General features: G+C 66.4%; 21 protein-coding genes and 1 pseudogene. 10 read left to right on the top strand and 12 right to left on the bottom strand.

From position 1 onward, the window contains the following. Positions 1-4: 4 nt before the first annotated feature. A complete protein-coding gene (locus AC4AMJ_RS17095) occupies positions 5-442 on the bottom strand; it encodes a type II toxin-antitoxin system Rv0910 family toxin (RefSeq protein WP_489899925.1) in 438 nt (145 codons plus the stop codon). Here AC4AMJ_RS17095 and AC4AMJ_RS17100 point away from each other — a divergent pair. Then, a pseudogene (locus AC4AMJ_RS17100) lies at positions 420-1,007 on the top strand (DNA-3-methyladenine glycosylase); the annotation flags it as partial. The gene AC4AMJ_RS17095 and the pseudogene AC4AMJ_RS17100 overlap by 23 nt on opposite strands. 25 nt (positions 1,008-1,032) lie before the next feature. Here the strand turns inward: AC4AMJ_RS17100 and AC4AMJ_RS17105 are convergent. The 3 genes from AC4AMJ_RS17105 to AC4AMJ_RS17115 are packed head-to-tail and all read right to left on the bottom strand — an operon-like array spanning position 1,033 to position 5,018. Next, a complete protein-coding gene (locus AC4AMJ_RS17105; RefSeq protein ID WP_489913480.1) occupies positions 1,033-1,311 on the bottom strand; it encodes an antitoxin in 279 nt (92 codons plus the stop codon). Positions 1,312-1,368: 57 nt separating this feature from the next. Continuing rightward, the gene (locus tag AC4AMJ_RS17110; RefSeq protein WP_489918453.1) at positions 1,369-3,831 is read right to left on the bottom strand and encodes an HAD-IC family P-type ATPase; all 2,463 of its coding nucleotides are present in this window, start codon (positions 3,829-3,831) and stop codon (positions 1,369-1,371) included. 5 nt (positions 3,832-3,836) lie between these two features. Then, positions 3,837-5,018 carry an MBL fold metallo-hydrolase gene (locus tag AC4AMJ_RS17115; protein WP_489913482.1) on the bottom strand — a complete coding sequence of 394 codons (1,182 nt, stop codon included), beginning with the start codon at positions 5,016-5,018 and terminating at the stop codon, positions 3,837-3,839. A gap of 184 nt (positions 5,019-5,202) precedes the next feature. On the opposite strand from AC4AMJ_RS17115, the gene AC4AMJ_RS17120 reads away from it, so the two are divergent. Further along, positions 5,203-5,826, top strand: a complete 624-nt coding sequence (locus AC4AMJ_RS17120) for a TetR/AcrR family transcriptional regulator (RefSeq protein ID WP_489899922.1) — start codon at positions 5,203-5,205, stop codon at positions 5,824-5,826. 112 nt (positions 5,827-5,938) lie between these two features. On the opposite strand, the gene AC4AMJ_RS17125 is transcribed toward AC4AMJ_RS17120, so the two are convergent. Then, positions 5,939-7,657 (bottom strand): purine-cytosine permease family protein, encoded by a 1,719-nt coding sequence (locus AC4AMJ_RS17125; RefSeq protein ID WP_489899921.1) that lies wholly within the window; start codon positions 7,655-7,657, stop codon positions 5,939-5,941. 208 nt (positions 7,658-7,865) lie between these two features. Beyond that, a complete protein-coding gene (locus tag AC4AMJ_RS17130) occupies positions 7,866-8,597 on the bottom strand; it encodes an enoyl-CoA hydratase (RefSeq protein WP_489913484.1) in 732 nt (243 codons plus the stop codon). Positions 8,598-8,640: 43 nt separating this feature from the next. On the opposite strand from AC4AMJ_RS17130, the gene AC4AMJ_RS17135 reads away from it, so the two are divergent. The 5 genes from AC4AMJ_RS17135 (at position 8,641) to AC4AMJ_RS17155 (ending at position 12,813) form a co-directional block, all read left to right on the top strand. Then, a complete protein-coding gene (locus AC4AMJ_RS17135; RefSeq protein WP_489913486.1) occupies positions 8,641-9,768 on the top strand; it encodes an NAD(P)-binding domain-containing protein in 1,128 nt (375 codons plus the stop codon). Positions 9,769-9,861: 93 nt separating this feature from the next. Further along, complete coding sequence (locus AC4AMJ_RS17140) at positions 9,862-10,155, top strand: helix-turn-helix transcriptional regulator (RefSeq protein WP_489899918.1); 294 nt, start codon at positions 9,862-9,864, stop codon at positions 10,153-10,155. After that, on the top strand, positions 10,152-10,742 hold the full coding sequence (locus AC4AMJ_RS17145; RefSeq protein ID WP_489899916.1) for a hypothetical protein: 591 nt from the start codon (positions 10,152-10,154) through the stop codon (positions 10,740-10,742). The genes AC4AMJ_RS17140 and AC4AMJ_RS17145 overlap by 4 nt, the downstream gene beginning before the upstream one ends. Beyond that, a complete protein-coding gene (locus tag AC4AMJ_RS17150; RefSeq protein WP_489899915.1) occupies positions 10,739-11,644 on the top strand; it encodes an ABC transporter ATP-binding protein in 906 nt (301 codons plus the stop codon). Before AC4AMJ_RS17145 ends, AC4AMJ_RS17150 begins: the two co-directional genes overlap by 4 nt. After that, positions 11,641-12,813, top strand: coding sequence for an ABC transporter permease (locus AC4AMJ_RS17155; RefSeq protein WP_489913488.1), 1,173 nt, complete (start codon positions 11,641-11,643; stop codon positions 12,811-12,813). The genes AC4AMJ_RS17150 and AC4AMJ_RS17155 overlap by 4 nt, the downstream gene beginning before the upstream one ends. Here the strand turns inward: AC4AMJ_RS17155 and AC4AMJ_RS17160 are convergent. From AC4AMJ_RS17160 to AC4AMJ_RS17180, 5 genes are all read right to left on the bottom strand, one after another. Then, a complete protein-coding gene (locus AC4AMJ_RS17160) occupies positions 12,799-13,800 on the bottom strand; it encodes an enoyl-CoA hydratase/isomerase family protein (protein WP_489913490.1) in 1,002 nt (333 codons plus the stop codon). The two genes, AC4AMJ_RS17155 and AC4AMJ_RS17160, sit on opposite strands and share 15 nt — an antisense overlap. 191 nt (positions 13,801-13,991) lie before the next feature. Beyond that, the gene (locus AC4AMJ_RS17165; RefSeq protein ID WP_489918454.1) at positions 13,992-15,275 is read right to left on the bottom strand and encodes a cryptochrome/photolyase family protein; all 1,284 of its coding nucleotides are present in this window, start codon (positions 15,273-15,275) and stop codon (positions 13,992-13,994) included. Between the two features lie 20 nt (positions 15,276-15,295). After that, positions 15,296-15,664 (bottom strand): FKBP-type peptidyl-prolyl cis-trans isomerase, encoded by a 369-nt coding sequence (locus AC4AMJ_RS17170; RefSeq protein ID WP_489899912.1) that lies wholly within the window; start codon positions 15,662-15,664, stop codon positions 15,296-15,298. 48 nt (positions 15,665-15,712) lie between these two features. Further along, the gene (locus AC4AMJ_RS17175; RefSeq protein WP_489899911.1) at positions 15,713-17,035 is read right to left on the bottom strand and encodes a citrate synthase; all 1,323 of its coding nucleotides are present in this window, start codon (positions 17,033-17,035) and stop codon (positions 15,713-15,715) included. Positions 17,036-17,106: 71 nt separating this feature from the next. Further along, the gene (locus tag AC4AMJ_RS17180; RefSeq protein ID WP_489899910.1) at positions 17,107-18,051 is read right to left on the bottom strand and encodes a carbohydrate kinase family protein; all 945 of its coding nucleotides are present in this window, start codon (positions 18,049-18,051) and stop codon (positions 17,107-17,109) included. A gap of 65 nt (positions 18,052-18,116) precedes the next feature. Here AC4AMJ_RS17180 and AC4AMJ_RS17185 point away from each other — a divergent pair, with 65 nt between their 5' ends. The 3 genes from AC4AMJ_RS17185 to AC4AMJ_RS17195 are packed head-to-tail and all read left to right on the top strand — an operon-like array spanning position 18,117 to position 20,742. Beyond that, positions 18,117-18,761 carry a 5-oxoprolinase subunit B family protein gene (locus tag AC4AMJ_RS17185; RefSeq protein WP_489913492.1) on the top strand — a complete coding sequence of 215 codons (645 nt, stop codon included), beginning with the start codon at positions 18,117-18,119 and terminating at the stop codon, positions 18,759-18,761. Beyond that, positions 18,758-19,645 carry a 5-oxoprolinase subunit C family protein gene (locus tag AC4AMJ_RS17190; protein WP_489899908.1) on the top strand — a complete coding sequence of 296 codons (888 nt, stop codon included), beginning with the start codon at positions 18,758-18,760 and terminating at the stop codon, positions 19,643-19,645. The genes AC4AMJ_RS17185 and AC4AMJ_RS17190 overlap by 4 nt, the downstream gene beginning before the upstream one ends. Positions 19,646-19,701: 56 nt before the next feature. Continuing rightward, positions 19,702-20,742 carry an oxygenase MpaB family protein gene (locus AC4AMJ_RS17195; RefSeq protein WP_489899907.1) on the top strand — a complete coding sequence of 347 codons (1,041 nt, stop codon included), beginning with the start codon at positions 19,702-19,704 and terminating at the stop codon, positions 20,740-20,742. 347 nt (positions 20,743-21,089) lie between these two features. Here the strand turns inward: AC4AMJ_RS17195 and AC4AMJ_RS17200 are convergent, their stop codons facing one another. Further along, positions 21,090-22,175: an isopenicillin N synthase family dioxygenase gene (locus tag AC4AMJ_RS17200; RefSeq protein WP_489899906.1), complete on the bottom strand. Its 1,086-nt coding sequence runs from the start codon at positions 22,173-22,175 to the stop codon at positions 21,090-21,092. Position 22,176: the final 1 nt, after the last annotated feature.

Here is a 22,176-nt window from a genome sequence, read left to right on the forward strand (position 1 = left end):
CAGATCAGCCGAACACCTCACGGAAAGTCGCCAACGACTTCCGCAGGTCCCCGGATACCGCCATGGCCGCGGCCTTGCCCGCCGGCCCGATCAACGGCAGGCCGCCGAGATCAACTGTGAACGTTACTGTCGACCCGGCCTCCGTCGGAAGGATGCCGAGATCGAGCTTGGCCTTGACGCCGCCCTTGCCGTTCCCCTTGAGCCGGACCTGCTCGCACGGGCGGTACTTCTCGATCGTCCAGTCGAACCGTATCCGGGTTCCCTTGACAATGACCACCGATGCGAGCGCAACGCCCTCGCCCAGTTCGTTCGGGGCCGGCAATGCGCAGCGCCACCCGTCGTGCAGCACGAGCCATTCCGAATAGCGCGTCAGATCGGACGCGGCCGCCCAGGTATCCTCGACGGACAAGTCCACGTCGATGGAGTCACTTGTCTTGGCCATGGTCAGTGAGCCTAGCGTCAGCGACCACGCCCGAGCCCTCCTGGGCACCGTTCTGATCGGGCACGGGGTCGCCGCACGCATCACCGAGGTCGAAGCGTACGGCGGACGTGACGATCCCGCGTCGCACGGATTCAAGCGGACAGCCAGGTCCGAGATCATGTACGGCCCCGCCGGGCGGCTGTATGTCTACCGGATTCACGGACACTTCTGCGCCAATGTGGTGACGGGTCCCACCGAGCAGGGTTCCGCGGTGTTGATCCGTGCCGGAGAGATCGTCGACGGGCTGGACCTGGCGCGCCGACGGCGTCCGACCGCGAAGCACACCCACGCCCTCGCGCGCGGACCGGGAAACCTCACCCGGGCGCTCGGCATCACGATGGACGATCTCGACAGTCACCTCGACGACGGTTCACCCGTCTACGTAGATCGGGGCGACCGGACGGTGCCGGCTGACATCGGTGTCGGACCGCGCGTCGGCGTTCGTCTCGCCGCCGACGTCCCCTGGCGGTTCTGGGTGCTCGACGATCCGACCGTGTCGGCCTATCGTCGACATCCCCGCGCCGACGACGCCACGAACGAGCCGACCCCTCCTACGGCTGCGGCCGATCCTGCGTCGGCGGCTCGGGCGTCGGCGAATCCTGTTTCGGCGGTTCAGGTTTCACCGGATCGGCAGACGGCTGCGGTGCCGCGTTCGGCGCCGGCGTCTCGTCGACGCCGACCGCCTTCTTGACCGCATCCTGCGCCTTGTCCACGTGTCCGGTGTACTTGCCGCCGGTCGCCTTGTTGACGGCCTCGCCGCCCTTGTCGATCAAACTCGGGTTGCCTTTGATCGCGGCCTTCGCCTTGTCCACCAGTCCCTTGAGATCCATGGGGCCAAGTGTAGAGACACGAGCCGGGGCGCTCGCTCCTGCGCGCAAACACCCCGGTCAGACAGCCGCCCGCTGCACATCCCGTCGCGCGATGATCCGCGGGACGATGCGGGACACCGCCTCCACCGCGGCGATACCCACCGCAGCGGAGACGAACGCCACCGAGATCATCTGCAGATTCGACGAGTCGAGCTTGAAGAGGTGCTGCGTCCATGGCCAGGTGAAGATGATGACGTAGGCACCCACGGACACCGCCAGCAACAGCACCTTCCACCAGTTGTACGGCCGGGCCACCACAGCAAGGACGTACAGGGCGACGGCGAGCAGCGTGATCAGCGCCGCGGTGGCGGCCTGGGTCTGCGCAGGGCTGAAGTCCACCGATTCGTGCGATCCGATGCTCATCCCATCACCGCCCGGATTGACGATCACATAGGTGGCGAAGGTGGCCAGACCGACGATGATCCCGTTCGGTACCGCCTGTGACAGCACGCGCCGCACGAACCCGGTGCGGGCGCGTTCGTTGTTGGGCGCCAGCGACAGGACGAAGGCGGGGATGCCGATCGTGAACCACGCCGAGATCGTCACGTGGATCGGCTGGAAGGGATAGCTGAGCGAACCGAACCCGAACAGCTTGCCGCAGACGCCGCCGAGACCGACGAACAAGGCCAGCAAGACCGCGTAGACGGTCTTGGTCAGGAACAGATTCGATACCCGCTCGATGTTGCCGATCACCCGCCGACCCTCGCCCACCACATAGGGAAGGGTGGCGAACTTGTTGTCCAGCAACACGATCTGCGCGACCGAACGAGCCGCCGAACTGCCTGACCCCATCGCCACACCGATGTCGGCATCCTTGAGCGCGAGCACGTCGTTGACTCCGTCGCCGGTCATCGCGACCGTGTCGCCGACCGACTGCAAGGCCTTGACCATCGACCGCTTCTGGTCCGGTCGCACCCTGCCGAAGGTGATGGATCGCCGGACGACGTCGGCGAGCGCTCCGGTGTCAGTGGGCAGGGTGCGGGCATCCACCGACGTCGCCGGCGATCCGAGGCCCAGCGACGCCGCGACCGCTCCGACCGACAGGGCGTTGTCGCCCGAGATCACCTTGACGTCCACTCCTTGGCTCCCGAAGTACTCCAAGGTCTCCTGGGCATCCGGACGTACCCGCTGCTCCAGCACCACGAGGGCGACGGGTGCGACGTTTCCGGGTGCCGGGACACCGCTGGGCGGCTCGGTGTCCACGACGACGTCGGTCTGCGCCAACAGCAGGACTCGCAGACCATGTGCGCCCAGCTCACCGGCGACCGAGGCGGTCTCGCTCGCCGGGTCCAGGAGAACGTCGGGGGCGCCTATCAACCAGTTGCCCACGTCCCGGTCGGCCTCGTCCCGGAACGACATGCCGCTCCACTTCTTGGCCGAGGTGAACGGTTCGATGGCGCTCATCGTCCAAGCGGGCGGATCGGGGTATGCCTCGGCGAGTGCCTGCACGCTGGCGTTGGGCCGCGGATCGTGTGCGGCCAGGGCGGCCAACACGTGGGCGAGCCGGTCCGACGCCGGGCCGTCGACCGGGCGGACCTCGGCGAGACGCATCCCGTTCTCGGTGAGGGTGCCCGTCTTGTCCGCACAGACCACGTTGACCCGGGCCAGGCCCTCGATCGCCGGCAACTCGTTGACCAGGCACTGCCGCTGTCCGAGCCGGATCACGCCGACCGCAAAGGCGATCGAGGTCATCAGCACCAGGCCTTCGGGAACCATCGGCACCAACGCGGCGACCATACCGAGCAGGGACGCCCGGATACCGCTGTTGCTGATGAACAGCTGATTGACGATCGTGAGGATGCCGGCGGGGATCAGCAGCCAGGTGATCACCTTGAGGATCTGATCGATTCCCGAGCGAAGTTCGGAGGACACCAAGGTGAACTTCGAGGCCTCCGCGGCGAGTTGGGCGGCGTAGGCGTCGGCACCGACCTTCGTCGCCCGGTACGCACCCGTCCCGGCGACGACGAAGCTGCCGGACAGGATCTGATCCCCCGGCGATTTGTCCACCGGATCGGCCTCGCCGGTGAGCAGTGATTCGTCGACGTCGAGCGCCAGGGATTCGACCAGCTCGCCGTCGACGACGACCTGGTCACCCGGACCGATCTCGATGATGTCGTCGAGGACCACCTCCTCCGGTGGGAGTGCGGCCGCCGTGCCATCGCGGCGCACGATCGGGGTGGCCTGTCCGACGATGGCGAGTTTGTCGAGGGTTCGTTTGGCACGGACCTCCTGGATGATGCCGATCCCACTGTTGGCGATGATCAGCAGCCCGAAGAGACCGTTGATGAATGATCCCGTGGCGGCGACGACGGCGAACAACACACCGAGCAACGCGTTGATGCGGGTGAAGACGTTGGCACGGACGATGTCGCCAACGGTGCGGCCCGAGCGGTCGGGGCGCTGGTTGACCCGGCCGTCGGCCACCCGCGCAGCGACCTCGTCGGCGGTGAGGCCGGGGTTACCGGTGGTCGCGGCGGACACCTGGGTCACGCCGACGCCTCCCACCACGCCGGGTGATCGAGTCCGGTCCCGACGCGGGAGACGAGGTCGATGGCGCCGCCCGGTGGCGGAACCATCACCGTGGTCGCGTTCGCCGCGGCCGCCGGAAGCAGACGCGCGATGGGATCGGCCCACGAGTGGCGGGCGAGATTGAACGTGCCCCAGTGGATCGGCAGCATCACCGAGTCACGGTGGTGGCCCCGGGTCATCATGCGATGCACGGTGACGGCCTCCTCGGGATTCACGTGCACATCCGGCCACACCGGGTCGTACGCGCCGACCGCCACCAACGTCAGGTCGACCGAACCGGCGCGGGCACCGACCTCGTCGAAGTGCTCCGAGAATCCGGTGTCACCGGAGAAGAACATTCGATGCGTCGGACCGGCCACCACCCAGCTCGACCACTGTGTGAGATTGCGCGTCAGGGAACGTCCGGAGAAATGCCGTGCCGGATAGCAGCTGAACGTGAGGTCGGTGTCCCCGACGCGCACCGCCAGGTCGTCCCACCAGTCGGCCTGGTCGATGCGTTCGGGCGCGATCCCCCACCGCATCAGGTGCGCACCGACACCCAGCGGCATGACGAATCTGGCCTGGGGTTGCCGGGTGGCGAGCTCGACGACGGTCTCCATGTCGAGATGGTCGTAGTGGTCGTGGCTGATCAAGACCACATCGATGGGCGGGAGGTCGTCGACGGTCACGGGCGACGGGTGCATCCGGGCCGGACCGACCAGCTGAGAAGGCGAACACCGGCGACTCAGGACCGGGTCGGTGAGAATCCGGGTCCCGTCGAGTTCGACGAGAACCGACGCATGCCCGAGCCATGTGACGCGCAGGTCGCCGGGTTCGTCGCCGAACCCGGGTGTGAGCACCTGGATCGCCCGTTTCGGGCGCCCGGGCCGACGGGCCATGTCCAGAATCACCCGCAGGTCGGCGTCGACCGCGGATTCGATGTCGTGCAGATTGCGGAACGCGCCGTCACGCAGCTGGGGAGATCCGACCGTGTGCGTCAAGATCTCGTCGGCGTCGGCGCCGAATGCACGCGCCGAGGTCACCCCGCGGCGGGCCAGCATGGCGGTGGCCGACTCCGTTGCGGATCGGCCGGCCGTCGACAGCGTCGACACCGCGCGCCGGGCCAGGCCCGCACTCCCAAATCCGGTCGTCGTGGTCACGAGGTCAGCCTAGTGCGGTCGGGCGCGCGAGAGGGACCGTTGGGTCCGTGTTCACCGCCCGATGACCCGTTTGGCGGGTTCGCCCCCGCCATCTCGCGCACGGTGTCCGATCTGCACTGATATTCTTCGGCGAACAGATTCACGCACATGCGCAGGCCGTGTGTGCTCATGGGGGTAGGCCTCGTTGGCACGAATGTCAGTCGAACAGCGGCGCGCGGCCCTGATCGAAGCCGCATACCGCGTGATCGCCGATCACGGCGTCGAAGGCGCGACCACGCGCCGTATCTGCGCCCATGCGAACATGCCGCTGGCGAGCTTTCACTACGCGTTCGACAGCCGCACGGCGCTGCTGTGCGCGGTGATGGAGACCGCCGTCCCATCCGACATCAGCCGGATGCTCGAGACGATCCTGCCGATGGCGGGCGGCACCGAGGCTCGTGGCCTGGAAGCGATGCGGAAGAACATGCAGGGCCATCTCGAGGCCTTCTACACGTTGCTCAAGGCTGATCCCGGGCGGATGCAGGCCACCATCTCACTCGGCATCTATGCGCACAATCACGCGGAACTGCAGGCCGTCGGCAAGCAGATGTATGAACGGCTCTACGAGGTGGCCGGTCTCGGCCTCGAGGTGACCGCCGAGCAGGCGAATGTGCGGTGGACCGAACCGGTCGCCAATCTCAGTCCGGTGATCATCGCGGCGACGAACACGATCACCCTCACCTATCTGAGTACGTCCGACGACGTGGCCATCGGGAAGATCATCGAAGTCACGGTGACCGGCCTGATGACCTACCTCGTCGAGGACTGAGCGGCGCCACCCCAGACTGCCGCATCGACGACGGCGACCGCCCGAATCGACAGCGCCCGGCGAAACGAGACATATCGCTTCGCCGGGGCGCGCCGAGACCAACTCGTAGCTGCTACGTCGCCGGCTGGGCGGGCAGCACGTGCTCGCCGGTCTTGTCACAGGACAGTGCGAGCGAGCTGATGTACTGCTTCTCACCGTTCGGCCCTGGAACCGCGGAGGCGATCATGTCCGGGCGCTCGAAGTCGATGCCGGTCACACAGCAGGTCAACCGCACATCGGTCGGGTTGCCGTGGTCGTCGTACATCGGGATGTCGATGCCGTCGTCGGTGCGTCGCAGGTAGTACTTTCCCTTGGTCGACAACGCGATGATCGGCGGCAGCACCAACGCGAGAATCAGCGCCACCAGCGGCGAGTACGGCTGGATGGTGTCGCCGAAGGCGTGGAAGTACACCAGGATCGACGCGCCGGCCGCCACGATCAGGGAGACGAATCCGACCGGGTTGAAGTTGAAGAGCATACCGCGACGGAACTCGGGTTCCTTCGGCGAGATCTTCAGCAGGTACTTGTTGATCGCGATGTCCGACGCCACGGCGACGATCCAGGCGATACCGCAGTTGGCGTAGAAGTTCAGCAGATTGTTGAGGAAGCTGAACATGTCGGCCTCCATCAGCACGATCGCGATGGCGACGTTGAACACCAGGAAGACCAGGCGACCCGGGTAGGTCTTGGTGACGCGGGTGAAGCTATTGGTCCATGCGAGCGAACCCGAGTAGGCGTTGGTGACGTTGATCTTGATCTGACTGATGACCACCAGGATCACGGCCAGCGTAAGGGCGAGCCAGTGCGGTAGGAAGTCCTGGTAGATCTCGACAAACTGGTGCACCGGCTGATTGGCGATGCCGGCGTTGTCGACAGAGATACCGATCAGGTACACGGCCAGGAACAGGCCGACGATCTGCTTGATGGCGCCGAAGAAGACCCAGCCCGGACCGGCGGTCAGGGTCGCGATCCACCACTTGCGGGAGTTCTCCGGGGTCCGCGGAGGCATGAATCGGAGGTAGTCGATCTGTTCGGCGATCTGCGCGATCAACGACAGGCACACACCAGCGGCGAGCATCGTGCCGGCAAAGCTGACACCCTTTCCGGCCGGGCTTCCGTCGGGATTGGCACCGCTGAAGGCGAAGAAATCGCCGATGGCGTCAGGATGCGAGATCACCAGGTACGCGAACGGCAGAACCATCATGACCAGCCACAGCGGCGTGGTCCACACCTGCAGTTTCGCCAGCGTGTTCATGCCGTAGATGACCAGCGGGATGATCAACACCGACGACAACAGGTACCCGAGCCACAACGGGATACTCAGGCCGAGTTCGAGGCCCTGGGCCATGATCGAGCCCTCGAGCGCAAAGAATATGAACGTGAACGACGCAAAGATCACGTTGGTCAGAACCGAACCGTAGTAGCCGAATCCGCTACCGCGCGTGATCAAGTCGAGGTCGATGTTGTATCGGGCGGCGTAGAACGCGAGCGGATACCCCGTCAGCACGATCACGATCGCGAAGAACCCGATGCCCAGCAGCGCGTTTCCGGTGCCGTTCGCGATGCCGATGTTCGCACCGATCGCGAAGTCGGCCAGGTAGGCGATACCACCCAGTGCCGAGATGGCGACGACGCCCGGACCCCACTTGCGGTAGCTGCGTGGCGCGAACCGCAGTGTGTAGTCCTCGAGCGACTCCCGGGCGGCCGCCGCCTGGGCGCCCGTCGCGATGATGCTGTGTTCGGCGTTCTCTATCTCACCGATGTCCGCGGTGAATTCCGCCTCTTTCGACATGCGTCTCCTCGAAGGATTCCAGGCGCACTCCCGGGGTGGAGAACGCCATTGGAGAAAGATATGGATGCTCAGTTTCGTTCACTTGACCGGTATGTTTCGAGCACGAAAACTGCGACGCCGCAGGGATTTCTACGGCCGGTAATGTCCGAAATCGAGGGAGACGCAACAGGGCCGCCGACCGGCCCGAGAACTCAGGAGTGCTGCAGATCTAACGTCCTGAGAAGACGGGGGCCCGCTTCTCTGCACGCGCGGCACGCCCCTCGGCCAGGTCGTCGCTTTCCCATGCCCGCATCATGGCCGCAGTCCGTTCGGGCGCGGGTCGGTCGCGAGCGCCGTCGTCGTTGAGCACCATCTTGTAGTGCTGGAGGGTCAACGGCGCCAGGTCGGCGATCATCGCGGCCCAGTGCTGCGCGTCGGTCAGATCACCGATCCGATTGGCGAATCCGAGCGCGTGCGCACGGTCGGCCGACAGCGGGTCGCACCCGATCAGCATGCCCCGGGCAGGACCGGAACCGACGAGCGACACCAGCCGCCGGATCGTCCATTCATCCACGGCCACACCGATCCTTGCCGCCGGGATACCGGCCAGCGCGTCCGGTGCCATCACCCGCAGATCGGCGGCCATGGCCAACTGCAGGCCGGCGCCGAGCGCAGATCCGTTGAGAGCTGCGATCACCGGGATGGGTGTGGCCTCGATCTGCTGCAACGTCGCCACCAGTTTGTCGAGGAAAGCCGGGTCGTAGACGGGCCCCGAGAGGTCCGCCCCGGCACAGAACACCGGCCCACGCCCGGTGATCACGATGGCCCGGGCCTCGGCGTCCACCGCCGCCGCGAAGGCGTTCGACAGGCCGGCGACCATCTCCTCGTCGAGAGCGTTGCGTTTGTCGACACGGTCCAGCTCGATGGTGATCACGGCATCGGATGCAGTCGAGTGAATCATGTGCCGCAGCCTACCCAGAGTCGTGATGACACACTGAACCATTGTGGGTGCCCCCGACCATGCGGAACCAGAAGCCTCCTGCGACGTCGCGGTGATCGGAGGCGGCCAGGCCGGTCTGTCCGCCGCCTACTTCCTTCAACGATTCGGGCTCGACGACCGCTACCAGGTACTCGATCACGCCTCCGGCCCCGGCGGAGCCTGGCAGTTCCGGTGGCAGACGCTGACCCTGGCCGCCGCCAATCGGGTGCACGATCTGCCCGGATACGGTCTGGTCGAAGCGCTGGGCCGCGACTGCAACACCTTTCCGGCCGCGACCGCGGTACCCGAGTACTTCGGCAAATACGAACGGAAGTTCGGACTGCGGGTGCACCGCCCCGTGGACGTCCGGACCGTTCAGCGCAGCGACGGCGGGTTCGCCGTCACTCTCGCGAGCGGCGCGCAGATCACCGCCCGGACGATCATCAACGCGACCGGCACGTGGGAACGACCTTTCGTCCCGCATGTGCCCGGCATCGGCGACTTCCGCGGCCGGCAACTGCACACCCATGACTACGTCGGACCCGATGAGTTCGCCGGAAAGCGGGTACTCGTCGTCGGCGCGGGAATCTCAGCGGTCCAATTGCTCATCGAGATCGCGCGCAATGCCGCAGATGTGCAGACGTTCTGGTGCTCGCGATCCGAACCCGTCTTCGACTCCACTCCGTTCGACCCGGAGAAGGGTCGGCGCGCCGTTGCCCGGGTCGAGGAGCGCGTCCGCGCCGGGCTGCCACCGACGTCGGTGGTCTCGGTGACCGGCCTGGCGCTGACACCGGCGATCAAGGCCGCTCAGGACGATGGCATCCTCGCCTGGCGGCCGATGTTCACCCGGATCACCGAAACCGGGGTCTGTTGGGACTGCGGCGTCGCCGACAGTTCGGGCGCCGACGCCCTCGACGTCGACGTCATCTTCTGGAACACCGGATTTCGCAGCGCCCTCGATCATCTGGCCCCGCTGCGGCTTCGCGGCGCGGGTGGCGGGATCACCATGACCGGTCGACTCGCCACCACCGTCGCCGACGACCCGCGCATCCAGCTGCTCGGGTACGGTCCGTCGGCCTCGACCATCGGGGCGAACCGTGCGGGACGCGAGGCGGCGCGCAACGTCGCGGACTACCTCGATCATCGCGGCTGATCTCGCTCTCGACGAACGAAGTGGGAACGGATCGAGATCCCTCTCCTGAGATCCAACTTGACAGAATGTTGTGTTTTCACAACACTTGGTTAGGTGAGTCCGGTCCGACGGGGAGAGAAGCTCCCGATTTTCAACCGCATCGGCGTACTGCGCGCGGAGCGGAAGATGTCACGGGCACAGCTCGCCGACCTGGTCGGCATCAATGTCCAGTCGGTGGGCGCCCTCGAACGCGGTGACAACTACCCCAGCCTGGACCTGGCGTTCCGCATCTGCGCCGTGTTCGACCTTCCGGTCGAGGCGGTGTTCGCCCGCACGGAGTTCGGGGCCATGTCGGCGGAGCTGTATCGCGGAACCACCGAAGCTCAACGAACCGGAGGTGAACCATGACCGACCCGAATTCGGCCATCCCGGCGGACGCGACGCCGGCACTGTGGCGACGTTATGACGAGTGGCGCGCCGAGCGCCATCTGCGGTTCAACGAAAAGCACTCCGGGAAGTTGACGGCACTCCGCAACCGCCGGGGAGCCCGACGGTTGGTGCTGCTCCAGGCGGCCGCGGTGGCCGTGGCGCTGGTGGGCGCGGTGATGGCGTACTTCACGCCCTGGTTCGCGATTCCGTTCATCCTCGGCGTCGTCCTCTCGTTGGCTGCTCAGTTCGCGCTGCGGATCGTGACCGGCTCGATCGCCGACACACCGATCCCGGCCCTCGACGAGATTCAACTCGCCCAGCGGAATTCGGCCCGATCCATCGGCTTCGTCGCCCTGTACCTACTCATGTTCATCCCCTACGTGATCCTCTTGGGTCTCGGCTTCCAGGACAGCGTGAGCGGCGACCTGGTCTATGCCACCGGCGTTCTGCTCATCACCCTCGTCGTGGCCGCGGTGGTCCTGCCGACGATGCTCACCGCCTGGTGGATGAACGACCCCGACCCCGAGGACCTCGCCGCGCGCGACGACGAACGGAGTGCCCCATGAACGACCCGTTGATCATCGACGGCCTGTACAAGCGGTACGGAGATCTGATCGCTCTACAGGACATGACCTTTCACGTCGAGCCCGGCGAGATCTTCGGCTTCGTCGGGAGCAATGGCGCCGGCAAGTCCACCACGATGCGCATCATCCTCGGCGTACTGGCCGCCGACGGCGGGCGGGTCCGTCTGGGTGATCACGCGATCGATCTGCAGACCCGTCGGGGCATCGGCTACATGCCCGAAGAACGCGGTCTCTATCCGAAGATGAAAGTCGGTGAGCAGCTGGTGTTCCTGGCCCGCTTGCACGGGATGTCCCCGGACCAGGCCCGCGAGAGCATGCGTCGTTGGACCACCCGCCTCGGCGTGGAGCAGCGTGTCGATGACAACGTGGCCGATCTGAGCCTCGGCAACCAGCAGCGCGTCCAGCTCGCCGCCGCACTGATCCACGACCCACAGGTCCTCGTGCTCGACGAGCCCTTCTCCGGTCTGGATCCCGTCGCCGTCGACGTGATGAGCGACGTCCTCAAAGAGAAAGCAGCCGAGGGTATTCCGGTGATCTTTTCGTCGCATCAACTCGACCTGGTACAACGGCTCTGCGATCGCGTCGGCATCGTCGTGCGCGGACAGATGCGTGCACTCGGTGCCGTCGCCGAACTGCGCGAACGCGACGGCGTCACCCTCGAGGTTCACGGGCCCCCCGCACTGACTCGGTGGGCGGACGGCCTCGCCGGTGTCCTGCACGCCGACTACGACACGTCGCGGGACGCGACCTCCCTGCGCATCGACCCCGACGTCGCCGACGACCAGGCGATTCTGACCGCTGCTCTGCGGATCGGCCCGGTGCACCGCTTCGCGCGGTCGACCCCATCGCTGACCGAACTGTTCCGAGAGGTGGTCGCGGCATGAGGACATCGATCCGACTTGTCGCGGAACGCGAGATCCTGACCCGCGCGAGAACCCGATCTTTCCTGATCAGCACCGGCTTGGTGATGGTCGTGATCATCGTCGGCGCGGTCGTGTGGTCGGCGTTCTCGGGGCACTCCGAACCCGACCGGGTCGGTGTGGTCGGCACCGATGCAGCACTCACGAGCACCATCGAACAGGTCGGCGAGGCCACCGGAAACCCTGTCGACGTGGTCGCGGTCTCGTCGGCCGAGGAGGCCCGGGCCCAGGTGGCCGCCGGTGGCCTCGCGGCGGCACTCGTCGCGGGCCCGGCATCACACACGTATGTGGCGATCTCCAAGAGCGGGCTGCGCCCCGCCGTCGACGGAGTCCTGCGGTCGTCGGTGAATCAGGTCGAGCTCGAAAGTTCTCTGACGCAACGTGGCATCGACGCGACATCGCTGGCCCGCCCCTCGATCACCACCGAACAGACCACCCCGGACAAACCGGACGAAGGTCAGCGGATCGTGATCGCGCTGGTCGGCACGATTCTGTTGATCACCGCGATCATGATGGGCGGGTCGATGGTCGCCGTGGGGGTCGTCGAAGAGAAGACATCTCGGGTCGTCGAACTGCTGCTCGCGACCATCAAGCCGCTACATCTGTTGTGGGGCAAGATCATCGGCATCGGCGTCGTCGCGTTGGCGCAGGTACTGATTCTTGGTGCGACGGCGCTCATCGCCGGTCGGATCACCGGTCTGCTGACGATCCCGACCGCCGCGATCAGCATGTTCGCCGCGGTGATCGCCTGGTTCGTCCTGGGCTTCCTGTTCTTCGCCACCCTCTATGCGGCAACGGGTGCGCTCGTGTCGCGACAGGAGGAGTTGTCGGCCAGTTCGGCGCCGCTCACCACCCTGGCCATGGCGGTGATGTACTCCGGGGTCTTCGGGATCCAGGCGCTCGATTCCACCTTCATCAAGGTGCTGACCTGGATTCCGCCGTTCAGCGCGGCGCTCATGCCGATCCGGATCGCCACCGGCGACACCACGATCGTGCAGGTCATCGTGACATTTGCGCTGATGGTGGCGGCCTGCGCGGCCGCCACCTGGTTTGCTTCCCGAATCTATGAACGAACGATCTTGCGTACCGGAACGCGCGTCAAGTGGTCGGAGGTCGTGTCACTGGCCCGATGATGGCTCGACAGTCGCGATCTCATCGGCGAGACCCCACGAGAGCGCGGTCTCGGCACCGATCGTCGTACCCGTCACGGCGAGATGAAAGGTACGCCAGCGATCGATTCGCCGCGGAATCCCCACGGTGCCACCGGCGCCCGGGATGAGCCCCATGCCGACCTCGGGCAGGCGGATCGCGACTCCGGGGTCGACGACGACCCGACCGGCCAGGCTGGGCAGCTCTATGCCCGCACCGACACAGGCGCCGTGCAGAAATGCCGTGGTGCGATCGGCCGTCTCGCCGATCCGCACCCCGGCGCCGCCGACCGTGCGGATGAAGTGTGCCGTCACCGGGTCGGGCGTGGTGCCGAACTCGTCGAGATCCCCGCCAGCACAGAACACCGGGCCTGTGCCGCGCAGATGGATCTCGGTGATCGAATCGTCGAGGACCGCGACATCGAGGGCTTCCACGAGGGCATCCCGCAACGCCGCGCCGAACGCGTTGCGGCGTTCCGGCCGATTCAGGGTGATGGTCATCCGGTGGTCGTCACGCTCGGCGAGCACCGGCGGGGCGAGCGGTGTCGGTGGCAGGGGCCGTGGGCCGCGCGCGCTGAGCCATGCAGCGAACTCGGCACCCCCGAGCAGGGTCGAATAGGCCCAGGACTCGATGTCGAGCGCCTCGCGAACCGTGGCGCGGACCCCGGCCCGCAGAACCGCGGCCAGCACCGTGGCCGCCTGCGGGTTGCGTGCGACGTGATCAGCCAATTCCTCTGCCGCCGAGCGGGGGTCGTCGGCGCCGACGATCGCTCGTCGGGTGAGGGCGACCTCCGGGTGCGCGTAGACGACATCGCACTGCTGCGTGACCTCGACCCAGTCAACCGGGCGATCCGCCTCCCCGAGGTAGCCGATCCGCACGTTTCCGGCGGAGCGATCCGGCGACCACTCCGCGTGTTCCCACTCCGCATGAGCGGCGACGTCGGCGAGAAACGGGGCAGGCGAACCGATCATCGTGTCAGCCTAGTGGTGTGTCTCGGAAGGAGGCGACGGGTCTCCGGCGTTCGATCGACGCCTGGCCGCGTTGTCGTCGGTCGAGATAGCGCCGCTATCACTCCCTCCTCCGCCTTGCCAGACGCCGATCGCTCCACCGGATACCGGCCACCTCCTTCCGAGACACACCACCAGCGAAGCCAGCCGTGCCGTCAGATCTGCCGGAAGCGGCGCAGGGCCTCCTCGCGCTCGGCCTTGTGGTCGACGATGTTCTCCGAATAGTCGTCGGAGTCGATCTCGGGGACCCACCGTCGCACGTACTCGCCGTCGGGATCGAACTTCTTTTGCTGGGTCTCGGGGTTGAACACCCGAAAGTACGGTGCCGCATCGGTTCCGGTCCCCGCCGCCCACTGCCAGCCGTGCTGGTTGGAGGCCATGTCGCCGTCGACGAGTTGCTCGAGAAACCACCGGGCACCCCACCACCACGGTAGGTGCAGGTCTTTCACCAGGAACGACGCGGTGATCATGCGGACACGGTTGTGCATGAACCCGGTCTCGGCGAGCTGCCGCATGCCTGCGTCGACGAGGGGGAATCCGGTGCGGCCCGAACGCCATGCGTCGAAACGTCGGTGGGCATCGGAGTCGGTGTCCAGATCGATGTCGTCGAACTGGCTGTTCCAGTTGTGCCACAGACTGTCCGGCCAGTGGAACAGCACCGAGGCGTAGAAGTCGCGGAACGCCAGTTCCCGGAGATATGCCTGGGCGCCTTTCGAGCGACCGAGGTCGGCGACCATCGTCCGGGGATGGACGTTGCCGAACTTGAGGTAGGCCGACATCCGGCTGCTCGCATCGAGATCTGGTCGGTCACGGTCGGTGTCGTAGTCGGCGAGGCCGCCCTCGACGAACTCCGACCACCGCGCGAGCGCGGCGCTCTCCCCTGCCGGATGGTCGAGTGTCACCGGGGCTGCTGGAATACGAATGCGCCCAGAACGTCGGATATCGCTGGGATTCACCAGGTCCGACGGATTCACCGTCGACGACGCCGGGCTGCGCCAACCATGCTCGCGCCACTGCTTGAAGTACGGGGTGAAAACCTTGTACGGGTCGCCGTCCGGCTTGGTGACCCGGCCGGGCGATACGAGGTACGGCGACCCGAGGGCTTCGAGCGGAACGTCCTTGAGAGCCGCGGCCACCGCAGCGTCGCGGCGCCGTCCGAAGGGCGAGAAGTCCTCGCTCACATGCACCGACGTGGCGTTCACCGCTGTCGTCAGCCGAGGGATCTCCTCCTGCGGCCGTCCGCGTACAACGAGGAGCCGCCCGGACAGTTGATCGTCCAGGTCGCGGAGCGAATCGAACAGAAAACTCAGACGTCGTGGACCCGACGACTGTTCGAGTCGCGGGTCCACGACGAAGCAGACCAGTATCTCGTCGCCTGCCTCACCGGCGGCGATGAGCGGCGGAAGGTCACTCAGACGCAGATCGCGTCTGAGCCACAGCAGTGCCGGTGCGCTCGTCGCTACCCCACGCCCAGCAGATCGATCACGAACACGAGGGTCTTGCCCGACAGTCGATGTCCGGCCCCGGCGGGACCGTAGGCGAGCTGGGGCGGAACCGTGAGCTGTCGACGTCCACCGACCTTCATGCCGGGAATTCCCTCCTGCCAGCCGGGGATCAGCCGATCGAGCGGGAAATTGGCGGACTGGCCGCGATCCCACGAGGAGTCGAACTCTTCACCCGACTCGAATTCGACGCCGACGTAATGCACATCCACGACGCCGCCGCGCTGCGCCTCGGCGCCGTCGCCGACGACGAGATCGGCGATCTGCAGTTCACTGGGGGCGGGGCCTTCGGGGAAATCGACTTCTGGCTTCTCAGCACTGGTCAACGGGACTCTCCTTTGAGTCGTCGGATCAGGGTCGGATCGAGCAGAGCGTCAGCGCTGCTGCATGGCCACGTAGTCACGCTCGGTGTAGCCGGTGTACAGCTGGCGCGGACGACCGATCTTCCCGGACGGATCCTCGTGCATCTCGCGCCAGTGGGCGATCCAACCGGGCAGCCGGCCGAGGGCGAATAGCACGGTGAACATCCGTGTCGGGAAGCCCATCGCACGGTAGATGACGCCGGTGTAGAAGTCCACATTCGGGTAAAGCTTGCGCTCGATGAAGTAGTCGTCGGACAGCGCCACTTCTTCGAGGCCCTTGGCGATGTCGAGCAGGTCGTCCTGCACGCCAAGCGATTCCAGGATCGTGTCGGCGGTCTTCTTGACGATGGCGGCGCGCGGATCGTAATTCTTGTACACGCGGTGACCGAAGCCCATGAGCTTCACACCGTCTTCTTTGTTCTTCACCTTGTTCATGAAGGCCTGGGTGTCGCCGCCGGACTCACGGATCTCGTCGAGCATCTCGAGCACCGCCTGGTTGGCGCCACCGTGGAGCGGACCCCAGAGTGCGTTGATGCCGCCGGAGATCGAGGTGAACAGGTTGGCCTGCGACGAGCCGACGAGGCGCACGGTCGAGGTGGAGCAGTTCTGCTCGTGGTCGGCGTGCAGGATGAACAGCATGTCGAGGGCCTTGGCGACCTCGGGGTTCACCTCGTAGGGCTCGGCCGGGAAGCCGAAGGTCATCCGCAGGAAGTTCTCCACGAGGCTCAGCGAGTTGTCCGGGTAGAGGAACGGCTGCCCCACCGACTTCTTGTAGGCATAGGCCGCGATGGTGGGCAGCTTCGCCAACAGACGGATCGTGGACAGCTCCACCTGCTCGGGGTCCTTGGGATCCAGCGAGTCCTGGTAATACGCCGACAGTGCGTTGACCGCGGAGGACAGCACGGGCATCGGGTGCGCATTGCGCGGGAAGCCGTCGAAGAAGCGCTTGAGATCCTCGTGCAGCAGCGTGTGCCGACGGATCTTGTCGGTGAACTCCTCGAGCTGAGCCGGGGTGGGCAGTTCCCCGTAGATCAGCAGGTAGCTCACCTCGATGAAGGTCGACTTCTCGGCGAGCTGATCGATCGGGATGCCCCGGTAGCGGAGGATGCCGGCGTCACCGTCGATGTAGGTGATCGCGGACTTCGTCGACGCCGTGTTGACGAAGCCACCGTCGAAGGTGGTCAACCCGGTCTCGGCGAGGAACTTGCCGAGGCCGACGGAGTCGGAACCCTCGGTCGCCTTCAGGATCGGAAGCTCCAGCTGACCACCGGGGTAGGTAAAGGTCGCTGATGCCGTATCGGACGCCTGGTCAGCTGGGACTGTTTCAGCGGACACTCGAACCCCTTTACTCAGGTGAGAGTTTATGTTCTACGCAGATCCGGATAAGGAAGCTGTTGGGTATCAACCTAGTCGCTTGCCAGCTCGCTCGCCCACGGAGGGTCCGCGCCCGGACGTGAAACGGTGATCGCAGCCACCTGACCTGCATATTCAGCGGTCTGCCGCCACTGGTCGGGACCGAGCTCGGCGAGAGCCCGCGGAGACAGTGCGCCGGTGCGGTCCAGATGTCGGAGCACTCCACCCATAACGCTGTCACCTGCACCGATCGTGTCGACCACGGTGGTCGCGGAGGCCGGCGAACGTACCGTTCCGGCCTTGGTGGCGACTGTGATCCCCTCGGCGCCGGCGGTCGTTATGATCGCGCTCACACCTGCCGCGAGCCAATCCTGCGGCCCGGTCCCGTCCGGGCCGACACCCAGCCAGTCGGCGTCCTCATCGGACAGTTTCACCAGGTCGACCGCATCCATCCAGGACGCGAACCGCCGACGATAGGCGTCCGCGTCGTCGATCACCGCCGTCCGGATGTTGGGATCGATCGCCACCAGACGGCCCTCCTCGTGACACTTGTGCAGCAGTGATTCATACACCGACGCACCGGGTTCCAGCACCATCGACAAGGTGCCGAAACAGACGGCGGCCACCGTCGACGGCAGTGTTCGGGGCGGCTCGACCAGCCGATCGGCGGTGCCTTCCACATAAAACGAGTACTGGGCCGCACCGTCGGCTCCGATGGTGGCCAGTGCCAGCGAGGTCGGCTCGGACCGACGCTGGACCAGCGTGGTCCCGACTCCCGCGGCATGCAGAGCCGCGATGATCGCGTCGCCGTAGGTGTCCGTGGACACCGCGGAGCACAACGAGACCGCGCTGCCGAGCCGGCCGAGCGTCACCGCGACGTTGAACGGACCGCCACCGAGCGCAGGCTGCAGCGCCGGGAGCCTGCCGGTGTTGCCCGCGGCCGATTCGGCCTGGACGACGTCGACCAGAGCTTCTCCGCAGACCACGATCTCACGCATCAACGACCTCCTGTTGCTGGTGTCATGGTGCCACTTGTGCGCATCGGCGCCGGTAGGTTGGGCATATGCGAGAGTTGCCCGCCGGATTCGATGCGGTGTTGCTCGATTTCTCCGCCGAACCGGCCCCACAGGCTGCCGTCGGCCGTGCGGCGTCGGCACTGCGCCGCGCCGTCGAGTCCGGCGCCTTGCAGGTCGCTGACCTGATCCCGAGTGGACAGACCCTCCTCGTGCAGTCCGAACGCGGCAGCGGTGTCGACATCCTCGGTATTCATCGGGCTCTTCGCGGTCTGGCCGACATCGCGGACGAGGATTCGACGCCGCGTGAGGTCCGCATCCCGGTGACCTACGACGGCCCCGACCTCGCCAGCGTCGCCGACATTCTCGGCATCACCGTCGACGACGTCATCGAGATCCACCGGTCCACGGTGTGGCGGGTGCAGTTCATGGGTTTCGCTCCGGGGTTCGGTTACCTTGTGCCGCACGATGTTCCGGACCATCCGTTTGAGCACGTCGGCCGGCGCGACGAGGCAAGGACCCGGGTTCCGGCGGGCTCGGTCGCCCTCGCCGCCGGCTACAGTGCGGTCTATCCCCGCGTCAGCCCCGGCGGATGGCATCTGCTGGGCTCGACCACGATCACCCTGTGGGACGAGACCGCCACTCCCCCAGCTCTGCTGGAGCTGGGATCACTGGTGAGGTTCGTCGACGGATGACCGAGGCACAGACGAAGGCGCTCATCGTCGCCGAGCCCGGACCGCTTGCCACGGTCCAGGACCTGGGACGGCCGGGCTACTCCCACCTCGGGGTACCCGTGTCGGGCGGCGCCGACCGAACCTCCATGACCCTCGCGAATCGTCTCGTCGGCAATCCGGAATCCGCCGCCGTCATCGAGACGACCATGGGCGGCTTACGCATTCGCGCGACCGGCGTGCTCGTGACCGCGGTGACCGGGGCACGTGCCGACGTGCTCGTCGACGGCTCACCGGTCGGTACCGACGCCGCGATCACGGTGCCCCACGGGTCCGAGCTCGCCGTCGGTATCCCGAGGTCGGGCTGTCGCAACTACGTCGCCGTGCGCGGGGGCATCGACGTCGCCCAGGTCTTGGGGTCACGATCCACCGATACGCTCTCCGGCCTCGGACCGGAGCCGTTGCGCGCCGGCTCGCGACTGTTGGTGGGTGTGGTGGCCGGCGCGTGGCCGACGGTGTCCTCCGCGCCGGTGGCCAACGACGATTCCGACGTCGCGGAGCTCGAGATCACCGCCGGACCCCGCCGCGACCAGGTGGCGTCGCCCCGCGACCTGCTGCGCGGGTTGTGGGAGGTCAGCGTCGACAGCAACCGGGTCGGCGTGCGTCTCGATCGTCCGACCGGCTCGGAGGAGCCGCTCGTGACACATCGATCCGATAGTGACGAGTTGGCCTCGGAGGGCGTGCCGCACGGTGCGGTGCAGATCCCGCCCAGCGGCCGTCCCGTCCTGTTCCTCGCCGACCATCCGGTGACCGGCGGCTATCCGGTGGTCGCCGTCCTGACATCCGGCGCGATCGACCTCACCGCCCAGCTCGTCGCCGGCCGGCTGGTCCGATTCCGGGAACGGTGACGCGCCGGCATCCTCCCGATTGACACCCCGCTGAGACGATTCTAGTCTTTCGTCTCATGACCGAGGTGCTGACGACCACTCCCGATGGCGCGACCGACGACCCGCGTGACGTGCGCGGTCCACGCGCCGAGGACTACGAGCCGTTGGGCCCCGACTCGCTGACGTGGCAGATCTGGGGCACCTGGACGGGCATGTTCCAGGGGCTGTGGGCGGGCTCGATGCAGAACATGCACCCGAAGTTGGGCGCCGCCGTCTGGGATCACTCGGACTTCTTCGGCGAGCGGTGGCAGCGCCTGATGCGCTCGCTCTATCCCATCAGCGGCGTGGTGTTCGACAGCGTTGCGGTGGGCAACACGACCGGACGCGAGGTCCGGGACTATCACCGTGACATCAAGGGGACCATGGAGGACGGCTCGCGCTATCACGCGCTCGATCCGGACGTCTTCTACTGGGCGCACGCCACCTTCTGGTACGGCAACGTCCGCTTGTGTGAACGATTCGGCCCGTGGCTCAGCGACGATCAGAAGCGTCAACTGTTCGAGGAGTCCAAGGCCTGGTACGCGATGTACGGCGTGTCGATGCGTCCCGTCCCAGAGACCTACGAGGACTTCCTCGACTACTGGGACCACATGTGTCGCAACGTTCTTCGCGATCATCCAGCGGTGCGCACGGTGCTTGACATCGGTCAGCTGCCGCCGCCCCCGTTCCTCCGGTTCATCCCGGAGTCGATCTGGTTCCGGCGCATGGCACCGACCAATCAGCGCTTCTTCACCTGGCTCACCACCGGGTTCTACGACGAGCCGGTCCGCGAGATGATGGGCCTGTCCTGGACCGAACGCGATGAACGCCGGTTCCGACTGCTGGGCCGCGCGATCAATCTCGTGATGCACCGTGCGCTGCCGAAACGCCTCCTGCGCCATCCGCGACCACGTGACGCCTGGGATCGGGTGACCGGCCGTGTCGCCACGGATGCGCCGCTGGTGCAGACCCCCACCCGTAACCTCCCGCCGGAGGCCGAGCACGACAACCCGATGCACTACTGCCCCGTGCACGCCGCGCGCCGGGCCACCTACCCGGGCCGGGTCAGCACCAGTTGAGCGTCCCGCCCTGTGATTCCCTCCCCCGCTGAGCCATCCTCCGCTGATCGAGTAGGCGACGAGCGCCTCTCTCCGCTGATCGATAAGCGAGGAGCGCCCCTCTCCGCTGATCGAGTAGGCGACGAGCGCCCCTCTCCGCTGATCGAGTAGGCGACGAGCGCAGCGAGGAGCCGTATCGAGATCACGCCCTCCCCGCTGATCGAGTAGGCGACAGCCTTATCGAGATCCCGCCCTCCCCGCTGATCGAGTAGGCGACAGCCTTATCGAGATCACGCCCTCCCCCGCTGATCGAGTAGGCGACGAGCGCAGCGAGGAGCCGTATCGAGATCCCGCCCACACCCCACCCCCTACTGCTGGCCCAACCCTCGTTGCATCGCCTGACGGACCCGCTGCGCCTCCCGCCGGGCGTATGGATTCGATTGTCCGGCACGTGAACCCGCAAGCTTGGCGCCGATGTGCTCGCCGACGGTGATCGGCGAGTATCGGCTGCCGGCACCCACACAGGACGGCAGGGTCGAGATCGTCGCGTCGATGTTGCCGTCGTGGAAGAACGCCGCCGAACGACGTCGCTCGATGGACCCGTCGACGACCGGCGGCTTGACCCGGTGCAACGTCGACATCCAGCGCTCGTTGGTCCAGCGCGCCATCAGGTCGCCCAGGTTGATCAGCAGAGCGCCATCGACCGGCTCCACATCGTGCCAATCACCGTGCCGGTCGAGCACCTGCAGGCCCTTCACCTGGTCGGCCCACAACACCGTGACGATGCCATAGTCGGTGTGCTCGCCCATACCCGTGAGGTCCCCGTCCAGTTTCACCTCGCCGGGCGGGAGCGCGTAGTTGTTCATCCGCAGGACGTCGAGCGAATGATCGGTGTAGCTGTCGAAGAAGTCGGGCGGAAGGTCGAGCGCGTCGGCGAAGATGCGGGTCAGCGCGTGGGCCACGCGAGAGGCCTCGGCGAAATAGGCCGACACCGCCGCCTCGAAGTGGTCGACCGATGGCCAGGTGTTGCCGGCGTACTGATCGTCGGGGAGGTCGAGGTCGGGATAGGCCGTCGCCTCCACACCGACGTTGAACGCCTCGAAGAAATCGTTCATACGATCGGCCGGCTCGACGCCGAGGCTCAACGACAGCGACTCCGACTTCGGCGGCGAATAACCGCGATTGATCTCGGGCGGCGTGCGATAGGCCTTCTTGGCGTCGAGTGGCAGCGCGAAGAAGTCGTCCATCACCGCGGTGAACTCGTCGATGACGGCCGGCGGGATCTCGTGGCCGACGATCTGGATGAAGCCGACGGTACTCGCCGCGTCATCGAGCTGAGTGGCCACCACCGCACGCTCGGCCGCGCTCCCGTTGGCCGTGTACGGGGTGATGTCGATGACCGGCACCGAAAAGGTCCCCGCGGGGTGGTCGACTACCGCGCTCATGGCTCCCATA

The sequence above is a fragment of the Gordonia sp. LMA484 genome (assembly GCF_058129505.1).